The 16,691-nt window shown below is 43.7% G+C and carries 13 protein-coding genes, 3 pseudogenes and 1 riboswitch; of the genes and pseudogenes, 3 read left to right on the top strand and 13 right to left on the bottom strand.

What is annotated here, in order from left to right:
• Position 1: 1 nt before the first annotated feature.
• The 6 genes and pseudogenes from KP77_RS05735 to KP77_RS05710 all read right to left on the bottom strand — a co-directional run bounded on the left by KP77_RS05735 (position 2) and on the right by KP77_RS05710 (position 6,888).
• Positions 2-916 (bottom strand): annotated as a pseudogene (locus KP77_RS05735) (NAD(P)/FAD-dependent oxidoreductase).
• Positions 917-938: 22 nt separating this feature from the next.
• On the bottom strand, positions 939-1,343 hold the full coding sequence (locus KP77_RS05730; protein ID WP_041121720.1) for an Rrf2 family transcriptional regulator: 405 nt from the start codon (positions 1,341-1,343) through the stop codon (positions 939-941).
• Between the two features lie 190 nt (positions 1,344-1,533).
• Positions 1,534-2,898, bottom strand: a complete 1,365-nt coding sequence (locus tag KP77_RS05725; RefSeq protein ID WP_041121719.1) for a cobyrinate a,c-diamide synthase — start codon at positions 2,896-2,898, stop codon at positions 1,534-1,536.
• Positions 2,899-3,174: 276 nt separating this feature from the next.
• Positions 3,175-5,688: a YhgE/Pip domain-containing protein gene (locus KP77_RS05720; protein WP_235420683.1), complete on the bottom strand. Its 2,514-nt coding sequence runs from the start codon at positions 5,686-5,688 to the stop codon at positions 3,175-3,177.
• A 2-nt stretch (positions 5,689-5,690) separates the two neighbouring features.
• Positions 5,691-6,188 carry an RrF2 family transcriptional regulator gene (locus tag KP77_RS05715; protein ID WP_041121717.1) on the bottom strand — a complete coding sequence of 166 codons (498 nt, stop codon included), beginning with the start codon at positions 6,186-6,188 and terminating at the stop codon, positions 5,691-5,693.
• 202 nt (positions 6,189-6,390) lie between these two features.
• Positions 6,391-6,888, bottom strand: a complete 498-nt coding sequence (locus tag KP77_RS05710; protein WP_041121716.1) for a GNAT family N-acetyltransferase — start codon at positions 6,886-6,888, stop codon at positions 6,391-6,393.
• Between the two features lie 118 nt (positions 6,889-7,006).
• On the opposite strand from KP77_RS05710, the pseudogene KP77_RS05705 reads away from it, so the two are divergent.
• From KP77_RS05705 to KP77_RS05695, 3 genes and pseudogenes are all read left to right on the top strand, one after another.
• A pseudogene (locus KP77_RS05705) lies at positions 7,007-7,609 on the top strand (response regulator transcription factor); the annotation flags it as partial.
• Positions 7,606-9,354 (top strand): sensor histidine kinase, encoded by a 1,749-nt coding sequence (locus tag KP77_RS05700; RefSeq protein WP_041121715.1) that lies wholly within the window; start codon positions 7,606-7,608, stop codon positions 9,352-9,354. The pseudogene KP77_RS05705 and the gene KP77_RS05700, both read left to right, overlap by 4 nt.
• Before the next feature lie 184 nt (positions 9,355-9,538).
• A complete protein-coding gene (locus tag KP77_RS05695) occupies positions 9,539-9,814 on the top strand; it encodes a hypothetical protein (protein WP_041121714.1) in 276 nt (91 codons plus the stop codon).
• A 332-nt stretch (positions 9,815-10,146) separates the two neighbouring features.
• On the opposite strand, the gene KP77_RS05690 is transcribed toward KP77_RS05695, so the two are convergent.
• The 7 genes and pseudogenes from KP77_RS05690 to KP77_RS05655 all read right to left on the bottom strand — a co-directional run bounded on the left by KP77_RS05690 (position 10,147) and on the right by KP77_RS05655 (position 16,635).
• Complete coding sequence (locus tag KP77_RS05690; RefSeq protein WP_041121899.1) at positions 10,147-10,602, bottom strand: acyl-CoA thioesterase; 456 nt, start codon at positions 10,600-10,602, stop codon at positions 10,147-10,149.
• 5 nt (positions 10,603-10,607) lie between these two features.
• Positions 10,608-12,815 (bottom strand): 5-methyltetrahydropteroyltriglutamate--homocysteine S-methyltransferase, encoded by a 2,208-nt coding sequence (metE, locus tag KP77_RS05685; RefSeq protein WP_041121713.1) that lies wholly within the window; start codon positions 12,813-12,815, stop codon positions 10,608-10,610.
• A 142-nt stretch (positions 12,816-12,957) separates the two neighbouring features.
• Positions 12,958-13,142: riboswitch (cobalamin riboswitch) on the bottom strand.
• A gap of 102 nt (positions 13,143-13,244) precedes the next feature.
• Complete coding sequence (locus KP77_RS05680) at positions 13,245-13,706, bottom strand: NUDIX hydrolase (RefSeq protein ID WP_052473990.1); 462 nt, start codon at positions 13,704-13,706, stop codon at positions 13,245-13,247.
• 572 nt (positions 13,707-14,278) lie between these two features.
• Positions 14,279-14,790 (bottom strand): annotated as a pseudogene (locus KP77_RS05670) (GNAT family N-acetyltransferase).
• A gap of 69 nt (positions 14,791-14,859) precedes the next feature.
• Positions 14,860-15,633 carry a class I SAM-dependent methyltransferase gene (locus tag KP77_RS05665; RefSeq protein ID WP_041121710.1) on the bottom strand — a complete coding sequence of 258 codons (774 nt, stop codon included), beginning with the start codon at positions 15,631-15,633 and terminating at the stop codon, positions 14,860-14,862.
• Positions 15,634-15,649: 16 nt separating this feature from the next.
• Positions 15,650-16,183, bottom strand: coding sequence for a GNAT family N-acetyltransferase (locus KP77_RS05660; RefSeq protein ID WP_041121709.1), 534 nt, complete (start codon positions 16,181-16,183; stop codon positions 15,650-15,652).
• 5 nt (positions 16,184-16,188) lie between these two features.
• Positions 16,189-16,635, bottom strand: coding sequence for an NUDIX hydrolase (locus KP77_RS05655; protein WP_041121708.1), 447 nt, complete (start codon positions 16,633-16,635; stop codon positions 16,189-16,191).
• Between the last annotated feature and the right edge of the window lie 56 nt (positions 16,636-16,691).

Genomic DNA, 16,691 nt, shown 5'->3' with positions numbered 1-16,691 from the left:
TCTAAGTCTGCATTCCGTTGAATTTCTCCTCTAACAACTCTGCATTCACAGCAATTGCAGCCATACTGCCTTCACTTGCTGCCATGATAAGCTGAGATGCACCGGCAATTCTTGTATCTCCACATGCAAATACGCCTGGCGTTTTCGTTCGCTGCATGCTGTCCGTTTCAATGCCGCCTTGTTCATTTAAATGATAGCCAAGATCAGATTCGAACGTTGCTGCCTGTATCCATTCTGAAGCGATGAATCCACCATCACGCAGCACTTCAGTCTGGTCCTCCAGCTGAATTTTTCCAAGCTGTCCACCTTTACCGGTTAACGAAACAATTTTCTTTTCATTAACTGTGATTCCTGCGCTGTTTAGAAAACCTTTTTCTTCGGCAGATATCACCTGATGCCCATTTGTAAATACAATTAAATCATCTGTCCAGTTAGATACCAGCTTTGCCATATGGACTGCTTTTTGATCCTCTGCGATCACAGCAAGCGGCAGGTCTCTCATTTCCCATCCATCACAGAAGGGACAGCCGAACAGGCTCTTACCGTAGAACTAATGAACACACGGGATATCAGGCAGGATTTCCTTAAAGCCTGTAGCGAGAATCACTTTTTTCGAATGAAACACTTCTCCACTTTCAGTTTCCACTCTGAATTGTCCATCCTCTTTCGTAATCCCGTGTACCCGCTGCTTCTCAATACGCACATCAGGATATTTGCTTAATTCCTCCTGCCCAATCCGTTTAAATTCCTGCGGATCGATTCCATCCCTCGTCACGAACCCATGGGATTCCTGTGTGACTGCATTTCTCGGTTTGTTATCATCAAACAAAACGGTTTTACGTCTGGACCGGCCAAGCACTAAAGTGGCATTCAGTCCGGCAGGTCCACCGCCAATTACAGCACAATCTAATAGCATGCGCTCCACTCCTTTTAATGGACTAACTTTTTTGATTCATTTCGGCCTCTTTTGCAATATCAACTAAAAGCTTCGATTGCAATTCAGACTTCATATTCTCTTCCGCTTCTCGCATCACATTTTCAATCAGACAGCCCTCGTGGTGAATCGTACAGTCAAATAAACTCGTCTCACCTTCAATTGCATGAATGACATCCAAAAAAGAAATATCCTGCTTTGTTCTTGATATTTTATAGCCTCCCTTCGCGCCAGGTGTAGATTCAATCAGCCCGGCCTTCGCAAGTTTTGTTAAAATCTTCGAGAGATAGGTTGGAGAAAGCCGCTGCATATCAGCCAGTTCCTGCACACCTACAAGCTTTTCTCTCTGCTGAGTTGTTAGATAAACCATTGTATGCAGTGCATAATTCGTTGCGTTTGAATACTTCATGATGAACCTCCCGGGGGTTAAAAGAGATATTAAAGACTCTTGATGTCTCTAATTAACATGAGTGTAGCATGATGGTATCTGAAAATCTACTTTTTTGTATTGCAGTCCGTTATGATAACCACAGGATTTAATCTCAGGAAATAAGCCCGGGCTTATACCCGGACTCTTATACTTATATTAAAAGTATTTATTAAGATTTTCTCTTTTTACATTCACCTAAAAAATTCTCAAGCACCTCAGGATTAGATGCAAAATGAAGGTGCGTATATCCAGCCACAACGTTTTTATATAAGTACCCTTCTTCTCCTGAACCGAAATGACTGCTCACGTGATAAGCACCCGTCATCTTTTTATAGGGTATAAAGGTCGAATAGTGAAATTCATGTCCGCGTATGATCGTTTCACTTTTAAAAAGAGAATTACCCTCAGCGCCTGAGATTTTACGATAGCCGAGTGCTGCAAAATTTGCCTGCATCTCCGTTTTGCCAGGCAGCACGCCAATCATCGGATAAGTCTTTCCTTTCAGATTCGTGATTGATTCAGATAAATACATTAAGCCGCCGCATTCCGCGAGTACAGGGAGTCCTTTTTCAACTGCCTCTTTAATCGACTGCTTACCTTCACTGTTTTGCGAAAGCTCTTCTAAAAACTGTTCCGGAAAACCGCCACCTATATAAAGACCATCCGCTTCAGGCGGGAGCCCGTCTCCATTTACCGGTGAAAAATAGATCACTTCAGCACCGAAGGCTTCTATTAATTCTAGATTTTCCCGATAATAAAAATTAAATGCCTGATCATAGGCAACAGCTACTTTTACAGCGATAGGATCTTTCTGCTTGAATAGCGTATTCGCAATTGTCAGAGGGGGCTGTTGACTAAGGTTAAAAATCCGGTCAATATCAATTGTCTCCGTAACTGCTTCCCCCAATTTTTCAAGCTGACCATCAAGATCACCTCGCTCAATCGATGGAACGAGACCAAGGTGGCGCTCAGGCATGTTCATATCTTCATTTTCAAGCAGATAACCGCAGACTGGAATGCCGCACTCCTGCTCCACTGCTTCCTTAATCAGCTTATAGTGGCCTTCACTTCCTATTCTGTTAGCAATGACACCCGCAATCTTCACATCCGGATCCAGACACTGAAACCCTTTTACAACAGCGGCTGCACTTCGGGCCATAGCGGAACAATCCACAATCAGGATGACAGGGCAGTCCAGTAAAGTACTGATCTCTGCTGCTGATCCCCGGTCAGATGTTGGGGATTCGCCATCATAAAGTCCCATCATGCCTTCAATGATCGAGATATCAGCTCCTTCACTCCCTTTCACAAACACTTCCTTCAACACATCCGCTGAAAGCATCCAGCTGTCCAGATTACGCGAAGGACGCTTCGTGACAGCGGTATGATAAGACGGATCAATATAGTCAGGCCCACATTTGAATCCCTGCACATTAAGCCCCTTTTTCATAAAAGCGGCCATCAAGCCAATGGTGATACCTGTTTTGCCCACACCGCTTGATACACCTGCAATTAGTACACGACGGTCCGTCATGAGATCACTCCTTTTTGAAAAAGAGAGCGGTTTGTCATATTAAAATTCATCGCTTTTCCTCCTGTAGATTGATCACGTTATGTATTGTAGAAGAAACACGCTTATAAATGTTCGTCTCAGTAAATGACTGTATGCATTTAAATTAACCCTATTGTAGATGAACCTCTGATACTTGTAAACTTCACCTTTACTGCACTATACAGCCATTCTCTCTGCGAAACGACAGTAAAAACGCCCGCATCATTTATCCGATACGGGCGTTTCTGTAGAGTATTCTCAAACTGTTATTCCTGCTGCTACAAGCTTGTGTGCCTTTCTCGAAAACACACGCCACAGCAGTACGTTACACAATAAAATGAGTGCAAGCAGAATACCAATACTCAAATCGTACACATACATGCCTTCTGCCGAGAAGATGGCCTCTCTGAATCCATAAATGACATAAGTCATCGGCAGATAAGGATTGATTGATTCGAAAAATGGTGCTGTGAGTTCTCTCGGGAACATCGCGCCGCTTGCTGCAAGCTGCACGACAAGTCCGACCATGGCGACAAAGCGCCCAGGATTACCAAGACCGACAACAAGCAGTGTGACTAAGAACATATAAGCGAGTGACGCAGCGATTGATATGGCAATGAATAGACCGAGATGATCGATTTCAAGACCAAGTCCATAAATCACAATAGCATCGAGAATCAGTGCTCCCATAACTGCCTGAACCGATGCGATACTTGCTTTACTGATCCAGAATTCTCTGCCGGATGCCGGGAGTATGGCAGCCTGACCGAGCGGAAAGATCATATTGAAGGCAAGCGCCGCAATATAGAGTCCGATTGACAGGAAGTTTGGTGCGAGCGCATGTCCGTAGTTCGGAACATTGGACACTTTTTCAACGGATGTCTCAGCTGGAGACGCCATCATGGCATACGTCTGATCATCTGCATGAACGCCGCCCGCTTCTTCCGCTCCTTCAAGCAGCCTGCTTGCAAGTTCTGCGGTTCCGCTGCTCAGCTCAGAAAGTCCTTCGCCTAAGTCACGTGAACCATCTGTCAGCTGTGAAGCGCCATCTGATAGATCTGCTGCGCCTGATGATAAGTCTGATGATCCACTTGTGAGCGCAGGCGTATTTCCAGCAAGCTCACCAAGTCCTGATGCCAACTTATCTGACCCATCAACCAGTGCACCCGAGTTTTGATTGAGCTCAGCAGATCCTTCAGCAAGCTGGTTCACACCGCTGCTCAATTCACTGGATTTTCCGTTTAGTGACTGAGCGCCTGACGCAAGTTCAGAAGCGCCATGATTGATCTCTTCCACTGCCTGCGTATAAGCAGCTGTACCCTCTTTAAGCGTCTCAGCACCGGCTGTCAGCGTGCCGGTGCCATCTGATAATTGAGTTAAAGATTGATTGAGAGCCTGCGCTCCATCGGCTGCCTGACTGATTCCGTTTACCAGTGCTGGAGCCTGTGATGCAAAAGCATTCAGCCCGTTACTCAGCATTGTGCCACCGGACGCAACACCGTTAATGCCCTGCTCAAGAGACTCAGCACCGGGAAGCAGCTGCTGGTTGAGTGCGGCAATCTGATCTGACAGTGCAGCTGCCTGCTCCATATTCCCTTCTGCCACTGCCTGACTCAGCGCTGAAGAAAGCTCCTGCATGTGCGTGAGACCGGCTGTCAGATTACTGCTTCCTTCAGACAGCTGATACATGCCATCCTGTAAGCTGCCAATGCCCGCAACCAGTGCCGGAATGCCGTCTTCACCTGTTAAAGCAGCCGTCTGCTGACGCATATCTTCCAGTCCTGCTGCAAGCGGTGTGCTGCCTTCCTGCTGCACTTTTTGAATATTGTCACTAACTGTCTGAACACCAGCTGCTACTTCGTTTGCCCCGCTAATGAGTGATGCAGACTTTTCATTCAGCTGCGCTGTTCCTTCAGAAAGCGCTCCGGCGCCATCAGCAATCTGTGCAACTCCTGATGTATAAGCCGATGCTCCTTCCTGGAGGCTTTCAGCACCTGATGCAAGTGCACTGGTGCCATCAGCGAATTGGTGAATGCCTGCTGTCAGATCTGTTGCTCCTGCATTCAACTGATTCACTCCATCTGCAAACTGCTTCAGACCAACATTAAGCTCATTCGCACCATCTTTAAATGTCAGCGTGCCGTCAGCCAGTTTTGCGAGCTGCTTAGTCAGTTCAGCAGCACCGTCCTTCGCTGTATTGGTTCCATCCTCAAGCTGTTCCGAACCATCGGCAGCCTCAGTCAACCCATTTCCAAGCTCACTGATATTATCAAACAACACCTTCACATAACTTTCCGTCACGCGGTCTGAAATGCTCTGATTCAGACTGTCTGCTACGTTGCTGCTGATGCTTTCAATAAAATAATTTCGGCCTGGATTGATTTTATAACTCAGATTCATTTTTTCCGGCTCATCATCAAGTGCAGTTGCAGCATTGGATGAAAAGTTCTCAGGAATGACGACCATCATATAATAATCATTGTCCTCAAACCCTTTTTCAGCCTCATCCTTACTGACAAAATGCCACTCGAAATCCTTATTCGTTTTCAACTCATCTATCAGGTCATCTCCAATTGAGAGTTTTGTTCCCTCAACATCCGCGGGCTGATCTTCATTCACAACAGCAACCGGCATATGGTCTGTCTGATTGAACGGATCCCAGAATGATGACAGAATAATACCTGCATAAATTACCGGAATAAACATCATGACAATAACAGTACCAAGCATTTTCTTATTGTTGAATAAAGACTGCCAGTCATACTTGAACATATTCACTTCGTTTCACCTGATTTCTCTTCGTCTTCTGTCAGCTCATTCCAGTTCAGATGTGGTGTCTCCATGTCACCGAATCCCTGCTTAAGCAGATCTTCTCCTGTGATGGAAGAAAAGTATTCAATCAGCTGCTGATCCGCACCCTGAAAAACATTTCTTATGATCTCCTGCCCCCTGCCCGCATTATCACGGTCACTGAACACCTTCTCAATCAGTCCGTTATCAGGAAACATCTTCATCTCACCTTCCATCGCTTCCACGATATCAAGCATCGTAATAGCTGCCGGATCCTTGGCAAGCGTCACGCCGCCTTTTGACCCTGGAACAGACTTAATAATCCCTCTGACAACAAGCTTTCTCATAATCTTTTTCAGATATGAAGGAGATACCTCCAATTTTTTGCTTATGACGTCAGTTGCCACAGGAATCTGCTTCTCCTGTGTAGCAAGCAGCACCAGAATACAGATCGCCTGCTCTACACCGTTTGTTAATTTCAACGTGATTCACCTCTTCTTTAAATGTGGATGTGTTTTATCTATTATGGATGTCATTTGTCCACTTTAAAACAAATCTGTTTTAAATACAAGGGTTTCACAAAACGTTCTATTATTAATCCAGATAAATTTATAAGGAGTATCTGAACAAAACAAAAAGACTTCCGCGTATGAGGAAGTCCTTTACATGCATCTGCTGTTTCATTCATAGATACAACACCATATGGTCTATATCAAAATAACGCCCCTTATATTTCAATGCATGTCGATCTGTACCAAATTGCTCAAACCCTGCAGATTCATAGAGCGTTTTTGCTGCTGTATTATTCGATTCCACCATCAAATAAACCTGTTCAATACCTGGTATATGTTTAATTTCATCAAGTGCATGTATCACTAGTTTTCTGCCGATCTGTTTACCCCTGTTCCCGGGAACTACATATGTAGATACGATTTCAGCCCGGTGCATCAATTTCTGTTTATTTGATTTCACAATTGTAATGATGCCAACCAACTGCTCGTTATGAATTGCACCGAGTGTAATAGAAGCATCTGATGTCAGCCGGTTTTTGTAAAGCTCAATTGGCTGGTGCTGTTCCTCTTCGAAACTTGTTGCAAAAGCTTCAGGATTATTCTTTAAAGATGCTAATCTGATATCAAAGTAACTTTCTGCATCGTTCTCATTTAACCTTCTAATCTTCATATCCGACACCTCCGACTTAATCCAGGCTTCATCGTTTGCCAATCCATTTAAATAACATGGTTGCTTCACAGGAAACCAAGCAATATTCTCAGATCACCCTTCTCCCATCTCCTGCTGATCCGCGGCTGAAGCGCTCGCACAGTGCAGACATAAAAAGTACGACCTGATTTTACTCGATGTCATGCTGCCGGACCGCAGCGGGTTTGAGATATGCCCGCTCATCAGGGAAACAACTGACGCGCCAATCTTTTTCCTGACAGCGCGGTCTACCGATCTGGATAAGCTATCAGGCTTCGCGCTCGGTGCAGATGATTATATTACCAAACCATTCAATCCGCTTGAAGTGGTCGCGCGTGTAAAGGCCCACCTGAGAAGAAAAGCCGGTCAGTTATCTGAGCAGCAGCCTGCGCACTATCAATATGGTCCCCTTACCGTTAATACAGTGTCAGGCACTGTAACAGTCAGTGGCGAGCAAGTCGTTTTACCCGCACAGGTGTATCAACTGTTAGTGTTTTTCTGTCAGCATCCGAATCAGCTGTTCAGCAAAAATCAGCTGTACGAACGCGTGTGGGGAGAAGAATTTCTGGGGGAGGATAACACTGTAATGGTTCATATCAGAAAGCTCCGTGAAAAAATTGAAGATAACCCGAGTAAGCCCAAGCTGATTACGACAGTACGCGGACTCGGATACAAACTCGTATCGGATCAAGCAGATAGATGAATATACATAGACGTTTTATAGTCCAGTTATTTCTACAGCTGATGCTGATCTTTTTTCTCGTTGCTTCATTGATTATGTTATTTTGGGCGATCATCGGATTTACGATTACAAACGATGGGATGAAAAATGACCTCTCCTTAGCGGAAAATTATTTTATTACAGAAAATATCACGATATCTGATGATAGTGCTGATTTTGATGATCGGCTGAAAGAGCTTGCGGAGGATCAGAACAGCTGGCTGATGGTCGTCTCATCAGACGGTGAGATCATGGGGGATTTTCAGGCTCCAAAGACTATTCTTTCTCACCTGAATCAAAACGGCTTCTCAGGTCTGATGATGAATAATCAGGCGATAGATTATACTTACTGGCAGCTTGATGAAGCAGACACTGAATCACCTGTTGTGATACTTGGAAAGGAAAATGTTGCAGCTGGTCTTCTCGCACAGGTAAAAGAACAGATTGACTGGGAAAATAGTCAAGTGGATCTCAGTGATGACACAGCTAAGTTATTGACTGAAAAAAACGGTTTCTTTCAGCTGCTTGACCAATCTGGCAATGTGATTAACCAGTATCAGGCGGAAGACACCCCAGCCTCCTACTCGATTGAACAGGTTCTTTCATTGAATCAGTCTGAAACAGATTCAATTCAGACCTTTCATGATGGGGCGACGAATCAGACATTGTTGGTTAGCGTGCCGAACCAGCAATCTGATTCTATTGCTTCAGAACAATTCCAGAGTCCAGTTGAAAATAGTATCCTGTTCGTATTCATCCTCATGTTTCTCTTATTGCTGGGCAGTACATTCTGGTATGCCTATAAGTTCGGCAGCCCTTTGCTTCAGATGCTGAAATGGATTGATCAATTAAGTACAGGTATATACCATCAGCCACTTAATAACCTTCAGGAGCCCGCTCTTTATAAACGAAATGGGAGACTGAAGAAGAAATACAGACTGTATAAAGATTTAATTATTAACTTATCTCATTTAACAGATACATTAAAAGAAAACGAGGAACAGCGCGGGAAAATCAAGCTGACCCGGGAAGAATGGATCAGCGGCATATCACATGACCTGAAAACGCCGCTCGCTTCTATATCCGGCTACGCAAAAATGATCGAGACGCAGGAATATTCATGGACACCTGAGGAAACACGGGAATTCGCAGAAACGATCAGCAATAAAGCCACTTATATGAAGGATCTACTTGAAGATTTGACGCTGACGTACCGGATCAAAAATGGCGCCTTACCGATTAACCCGGAGCAGACTGATGTTGATGAACTATTACGGACAACAATTATCAGCTTTATGAATAACTCAAATTACAACGATAAGATTCTTCAGTATAAGTCTGAGGATCATGATGTACAGGCAGAGATCGATCCTAAATGGTTTCAGAGAATCATGGATAATCTGATTGAAAATGCCCTGAGATACAACCCTTCCGGCACAACCGTTGCCGTATCTTTAGCCGTAATCGAAAATCAGCTGCTGCAGATTACGATTGCAGATGATGGGATCGGCATGGATCAGCACACACTCAATCAGCTTTTCAATCGGTATTTCCGCGGGACGAATACGAGTGATTCCGGGAGTGGCACAGGTCTTGGCATGACAATTACAAAACAGCTGGTGCGGCTGCATAAGGGATCTATTAATGTTAAAAGCAGACCTGGAGAAGGAACGGTTTTTAGGATTTTGGTGCCGGTTCGTGAGTTTGGGGGTGAAAAAGTTGGCTGAGCTTTAGATGCGAAGTTTGGGTCTGTCCCAGACTTCTTAGAAAACGAATCCACCTATTGTCATTTCAACCATCGATTCAAGTGATGATCGACAGTCCGTTGTAGCAGGCGTTGGAAATGAAGGGTTTCGAGATATTCAACTGCTGTACGTTACCGTCAATGATGGCGTTGAACCTTCAGATGCGATGCTTCAAGTCAGTAATGCTGAGCAGGGGTTGATCGTAACAGATAACTTTATGAGTGAAGAAGTCAGGGATTTCGGTTTTGCACAACTGAATATGGTCACTATAAAAGCCGGCACGCCGGCTTTTCCGAATTTTGAAAAATCCAATCAAGGCATTCCCCTTGAGGATCTTCCACTTTTCGGCGTCAGTGTGATACATGATGAACCGATTGATCGTATTGATATTGAGTATAGACATTTTGGACTGACGTATAAACATACTGTGTATTTTGATTGATCAAAACATGTTTGGGAGGGTACTCATGACTGTAAGATATATCGCTATATTTTTTGTAGGCTTTATCACAACTTACTTTCTCTCTTTAAATTGATTTGACCATACGTATTTACTGATGGACATTCTATCCCGTTCTATAGCTGGTCTGGTGTTCGTTTTTTTTATGGTTACTGCAGCCAGGAAGAGTGCTGATTAAGAATATCGGCTAGCCTCTTATTTTTTGGTAAGGGCACGTTTCTTGAGCAACTGCAGATTCTCTAGAGGGTGTTTTTCCCAATGATTATTTCATACATAAAAAGCCAGGGAATCATTATCCCCTGGCCAGACTGCAGTTATCTTTTTCTATTTAATCTTCTGACTCTCGCAGACTCATACAGTTCAATTTCTTCTTTCGATTCAGGCAGCACCGGGACCACGTCTTTTGGGTCTCCATCTGAATCAACCGCTACCATGGTCAGGAAGGATTCTGTGGTCAGAGTTCTATCGCCTGTTGCAACATGCTCAACCTCAACCTTCACGTATACTTCCATTGATGTTTTACCTGTATAAGTAACAAATGACTCAAGTGTCAGCAGATCTCCTACTTTTGCTGAGGAACGGAAGTGAACAGAATCAATAGATGCAGTTACAACGACCCCTCCTGCATGCTTCATCGCAGAGAGTGCTGCCATTTCATCAATATAAGCAAGCACTTTACCGCCAAAAATGGTATTCAGGTGATTAGTATCAGGCGGCAGAACCAGTCTGGTCTGAACCGTTCTTGAGTCGCTGACAGGTTTTCCGGTCATGTTCATCATCGGTTTCTCACCATGGCTTCTGACCTGATCTGTTCCGCTGCCAGAACCATGTTCTCTAGTGCCAGCAGGACTTCATGACCGCTCCGGGTTTTAAGTCCGCAATCAGGGTTAACCCATATCAGTTCTGCCGGCAGGACTGACAGCGCTTTATGCAGCTGAGCTGTCATCTCTTCCACTTCAGGAATACGGGGGCTGTGGATGTCATAGACGCCCGGTCCAATCCCCTTTTGATAAGCATGGTCTGAAAATGCTGTCAGCAAGTCGCCGTGGCTTCTTGAAAATTCAATCGAAATCACATCTGCATCCATCTGACTGATCATTGGCATACTGTCTTCAAATGAGGAGTAACACATATGTGTATGAATCTGGGTGGACGGCTGAACACTCGAAGTAGCGATTTTAAAAGCTTTTACAGCCATCTGAATATAGTCAAGCTGTTCTTTTTTCTTTAGAGGCAGTCCTTCTCTGATTGCCGGTTCATCCACCTGAATCATTTTGACTCCTGCCTTTTCAAGGGAAAGCACTTCCTGACGGATTGCATGTGCCAGCTGATTGAACACATATCCAAGCGGGCAGTCCTCTCTGACAAATGACCACTTTGCGATGGTAACCGGACCTGTCAGCATCCCCTTTACCGGCTTGTCAGTCAATGATTGGGCGAATACCGTTTCTTCCACTGTCATTGGCTCCTCCCACCAGATATCATCATGAATCAGCGGAGGCTTCACACATCTTGAGCCATAAGACTGCACCCATCCATTGCTCGTAAAAGCCATCCCTTCAAGCTTCTCCCCAAAATATTCAACCATATCATTCCGCTCGAATTCTCCGTGAACGAGAACATCAAGCTTCAGTTCCTCCTGAAGCCGGATCCATTTTTCTATTTGTTCCTTAATATATCCCCTGAATCCGTCATCAGTCAGATATCCTCTTTTCCACTCCCGCCTCTTTCGTCTTAATTCCTTCGATTGAGGGAAGGAACCGATCGTTGTGACTGGAAACAATGGAAGGTTAAAGTGCTGCTGCGCTTTGACCCTCTCTTTATAAGGAACCCTGCTGTCAGGCACATTAAGGACCGGAGCTGTTGCTTTTTTTCGCACGTTCACTCTACTTTCACTCCATCCAAACAACGCAAACCTCTTTAATTCCGCAAGCTTTTCATCTGCAAATGCAAGCTTGTCTGTAATACTGAGATCAAGTGCTGACTCATTTTTTACCGAGACAGGTACATGAAGCAGGCTGCATGATGGCTGAAGAATGACATTTGACTGATCAACCAGCTCCAGAACGGTCTGAATGATATTTTCTACCCGCTCATCATCCGATTTCCACACATTTCGTCCATTGATAATTCCTAGTGCCAGTTTTTTATCGTCAGGGAAATGCTTCGACTTCAGCTGCTTCAATAACTGCTGTTCACCATCTACCGCATCAAGTCCAATTACATTCACCGGCAGCTGATATAAGTGATCCGCTTCACTGACTGAACCAAAATACGTTTGCAGCCACAAAAACGCTTTAGGTGCATACTCTTTTAATACTGTATAGGATTTTCTGATATCATTCATCAGCTGCTCATCTGTATCAAGTGCCAGGACCGGCTCATCAAGCTGGATATATGTAGCGCCGGCATCTGTTAACTCTTTCAAACACTTTCCATACTCAGCCAGCAGCTCATCTAACAGTTTCTGACGATCAAATTCTCCCTTGCTCAAGGATAAAAGAGTGACCGGTCCGACAAGTACAGGCTTTGTATGGATCCCAAGCTCTTCTTTTGCTTCAAGGAACCACTCAAGCAGATTGTTGTGCTGAAGCTGTGGCTTAGATTTATCAGTAAGCTCAGGCACAATGTAGTGATAATTAGTGTTGAACCACTTCGTCATTTCAGCTGCCGGAAGCTTATCCGTCCCTCTTGCAACGGCAAAAAGCTTTTTATCAGAAGGAATATCCTGAAATCTCTCAGGTTCAAGACCAAACAATATGGTCGCATCCAACACATGATCATACATCGAGAAGTCACCAACTGGAACGAGATCAATCCCTGCATCCCGCTGCTTCTTAATGAATGATAATCTGAGCTGTTTCATCTGCCTGGTCAGTTCTGTATGAGAAATCTCACCATTCCAATGGCTTTCCAGTGCTTTTTTCCATTCTCTTTTTTCACCAATTCTCGGATATCCGATTGTAGATGTTACTAGCGTCATGCAAATGCCTCCTTTGTTCGTATAATCAATTAAAAAACCTCTTTCCCATTAAAGGAAAAGAGGAAGAAGGCAGAATTATCCAGTATCAAACCATATGCAGTTGATCACTGTCTCCACACTCCTCCCTATAACGCGTAGGTGATTAGCGTATTCATAACAGGCAGGTATCCTGACTTGGCTTCAACACCTCTGATCCCTTCCCGCAATCATGCAGTGGCTGATCAGAAGCTCCCCCTTACAGTGGCGCGACCGTGCCGGAATTTCACCGGACTTCCCTATTAAGCCAGTCATGATAATCATACTGGCACCTGAAATGAAGCTATGAAATTATAAGAATCATCTGACATTCAGATGATGTGTTAAGGATATATCAGAAGAATGGTAAATGCAAGAAGGGATTGGAATTTGACAGAACGTCCCTGTACCTTCTTACCATAACCTCCCCAATAAATTAAATGGCCTCATTTCCCAAGTCTCATAAGGCACAAAGCTCTTTGCCTTCATACAATCAAGCGTTCGGGACTTCATATTCGGTCGGGTAATATAGTTATCAATATTCTCTTCAGTCAGCTCAACAAATGCAGCTTCTTTAATTTCTTCCGGTTGGATACTGATGTCACCACGCACATATTTCGCTCTGAACACGACTGATAATACCTGTTTTGTAGCGTTGTAATATACCCCTGTTAGGCCAACCGGTGTGATGACCAAACCCGTTTCTTCCAGCACTTCTCTGCACAACGCCTGATCAAGCGGCTCTCCTTCTTCAACCTGTCCACCTGGCGTTTCCCACGTATCTGGCCGTACATGTGTTTTTACCAGCAGTGTATGGCCTTCATCATTTATTATATTCGCTGAAACGGCAATGATATGCTTTGGTGGTGAGTGCATCTTTACTCCTCCTGACCTATGGATGATTTGTTCTTCTTTTAGTCTTCATATTCATAGTAGTGCAATCTTATGTATATCTGATCACTTACGAAGCACTCAAAAGCATATTATATTAATGCTTATTGCTTTTGATTAGTTTTTCTCTTTTTCACGACCCACTCAATCCCCCAAATGCCTAACATTATGTACAAAGCAATCATAATGCCGCTTTCGAAAAACATTAAAACGATGAGTATAAAATAAAATAGATAAATAACATATCGATATAACTTCGTATTCACAAAACTTGTATTCTCATGATTCATTGCTCTTACAAACTCAGTTAAATATAATGTGGCCATTATAATGATCGACGTTAGAAAACCTGAAACGTATACGTGATCACGAATGACATTGATCGTAAGGCCAACTAATACAAAAACCTCTAATAGACTTACAAGATAAAATAACCTCTTATTGTTTGAGAGAATAAGAAAGCTCCTTCCTTTAAACCGTACAGATATCCTATCTATATAACACTACTATTTAATCAACGAATAAAAACATGTATCCGTCACCCTTTTACCATCAGCCTACAGGTCCTCATTTCTTAAAACACCCTCAAGCATAAAACCAGCCGATTCTGCTAAAGCACGACTTCTATGATTATCCGATTCGCATCTAATTTCAATTCTCTTAAAGTTCAATTGATGTAACCCTAAATGGACCACACTTTCAACTGCTTCTTTCATATAGCCGTTCCCACTGAACTTCGTATGAATCCAGTATCCTGTTTCGCACTTGGGAATATCCCAATCTATCCCCTGAAGGCTGACAGCTCCGATAAACTCTTGAGTTTCCCGATGAAAAATTAAAAATCTGATGCTTTCTCTATTTAAAAACTTAATATGCGCACTTCTCAAATTAACTTCCGTGTCCTCAACAGCAGGAATCTCTTGAGCGAAAGGCAACCATTCCTTCAACTCTGTAAAGGAATCTCTTATGGCCTCATTCACTATAGGACCATCTCCAGTCTGCATTGGTGCACGAAGGGTCAGTCTTTCTGTTTGTAACTCCTTTGGCACATTAATAACAACGGATTCATGTGTTTACTCCTTTCAGTTATTAAAAATCAGAGCATTCCCTGGCAGTACGGGTCTGCCCCACACTGCCCTTACAGTTTCACCGCTCTCGTCGCAATAAAGGTTTTAATATGCTTATCCAGAATCCTTGTACCACCGAAATCATCCTCATAGAATCCGGTGATGGCAAAGCCGGCATCAATTTGACCCTGGATCTGGTCTTCTAGTGTATGAGCATATTCAATTGTCTGGTTAGATTGTATGTACGCTTCCACTTCACCTTCCTGCAGATAATCCAGCGTTGAAGAAGGAATAGCGTGCTTTACTTCAAGGTGACCTTTTCTTTCTTCTTCATCATCAAAAATCCATAAAAGCGGATTCGTAAAACCTGTAATGAGCACACCGTTTTTCTTTAACACCCGGTGCGCTTCTCTCCACACAGGTTGTATGTCTTTTACAAACAAATTAGAAACCGGGTTCACGACCATATCGAATGACTCGTCTTTAAAATCACTGAGATCTATCATATCCCCCTGCACGATCCTCAAAGAAAGCTGATCCCTCTCTGCGACCATCTGATCCTGTTCCAGCTGCTTTTTTGAAATGTCTGTGACCGTTACGTCGGCTCCCGCTGCAGCAAGAATCGGTGCCTGCTGCCCGCCACCAGAGGCCAGGCAAAGAATTTTCAAACCCTTTAATGATTCAGGAAACCATTTTCGCGGTACATTCTTTTCTGTTGTAACCGTGATTCCCCAGTCACCTTGTTTAGCTTTTTCGATCATTTGAGTGCTGACTGCTTTTGTGTATCTGGACCCTTCTTCTACTTTCTGGTCCCATGCAGAACTGTTTTGCTGTGTTGTATCCATTATGATCCTCCTGACATTAAGACTGATTGATTAAACCAAACACATAATGGTCCACATAGTGACCATACAAACATTCGCTCTTTTCAAGACATCCTTCTTTTTTAAACCCCAACCGCTCTGGAACAGCCTGGCTACTTGTATTTTCAGTTGCCACCCGGATTTCTATTCTCTTCAGGTTCAATTCGTCAAAACAATGAGAGATCACAGCCTGACAGGACTGAGTCATCAAGCCATGTCCCTGGAATGCTTCACCCAGCCAGTAGCCGATTGAAGTGGATCTGTTTGCCCAATTAATGCCGTGCAATCCGACCACGCCTGCCAGTTCTCCCTTGTACCAGATTCCGGCCTGGAAACCATTCTGACTGGAAAACTGTTTTAACGTATAGTCAATGAATCCTTTAGAATCCTCAACACTCTTTGTCTGATCTACCCATGGCAGCCACGTGCGCAGATGCGCTCTGGACGCATCAGTCAGCTTGAATAATGCTTCCGCATGCCTCGTTTCCAGTAATTTAAGTTCAATATCCTGATTGATCACATATGTAAACATTTCCTTCACCGCTCTTTTCTATCAAAATCATATTCTTTTACCGCCCAGCGCTGATGATCATGAACCAGGCAATCTACTGCCTCAGACGGCTTCATCCATTTTAATTGGTGGTCTTCATCTGATGGCTCCGCTACCCTTTTTCCCATCACTATTTTATAAAAGTGACCTTCGTTTAAGTAGTGCGTGTCCTCATTTTTAGCATAAAAGTATTGATTCGCACTGCCGATCAAACGGCTGATCGTTATTTCTAAGCCCATCTCTTCAAGCGCTTCTCTCTTCAGACATGCTTTGTGCGTTTCACTATTTTCAATTCCGCCTCCGGGTAAAAAATAGTTTCCGCTCCCCGTCTGAATCACTGCCATTTTTTCTCTGGAAGCATCGAACATAAGACCATAGACAGCTGGCCTGACAATGTAATCTTTTTCTGGTTCCTTTTCTCCGAATGTAAGCATAGTTATTTCTCAACTCTACTTACAAAAAATTAAATCTATTCTTTTATTACCTTCTA

It is taken from the genome of Jeotgalibacillus alimentarius, from assembly GCF_000829445.1.
In the GTDB taxonomy this organism is placed as follows: Bacteria; Bacillota; Bacilli; order Bacillales; family Jeotgalibacillaceae; genus Jeotgalibacillus; species Jeotgalibacillus alimentarius.
This window is presented reverse-complemented; position numbering and strand designations above follow the sequence as displayed.